The organism is Streptomyces chisholmiae, from assembly GCF_031845445.1.
Lineage (GTDB): Bacteria > Actinomycetota > Actinomycetes > Streptomycetales > Streptomycetaceae > Streptomyces > Streptomyces chisholmiae.
The window spans coordinates 1-425 of sequence record NZ_JAVREO010000242.1 but is presented as its reverse complement, the minus strand read 5'-3'; the positions used below and the strand labels follow the sequence as shown (position 1 = coordinate 425).

The window sequence follows — 425 nt, the reverse complement described above, 5'->3', positions numbered from 1 at the left end:
CTCGTGGGCGGCGTGGTCGATGAAGTCGACCGACAGTTCCACGGTCACCGAGGCGCCCGACGGCACCCGCGCCAGCGCGCTGGTGAGGGTCGGCAGGGACAGGAAGGTGCAGGAGCCCTCGATGGCGACGCGCCAGGTGTCCTAACCCGTGGGCTCGGAGACGATGTTGGTGCGCACCACTCGCCACACGGTCAGTGCGACCGCCAGTGCGAGTCCGATCAGCACGCCTTCGAGCAGGTTGAGGAACACCACGCCGTCCACTGTGACCGCGTAGACCGCGAGATCGCCTGTGCGCTTGGCGGTTTCGATGTGGGCACGCTTGACCAGCTGGCAGCCGATGACGATCAGCAGGCCGGCCAGGGCGGCGGTGGGGATCATCTGGGCCAGGCCGGCGAACGGCACGGCGAAGATCAGGATCCACACGC

1 pseudogene is annotated in these 425 nt (G+C 68.2%); it reads right to left on the bottom strand.

Annotated features, from left to right (window positions below):
• Positions 1-141: 141 nt before the first annotated feature.
• Positions 142-425: pseudogene (locus tag RM844_RS33010) on the bottom strand (hypothetical protein); the annotation flags it as partial.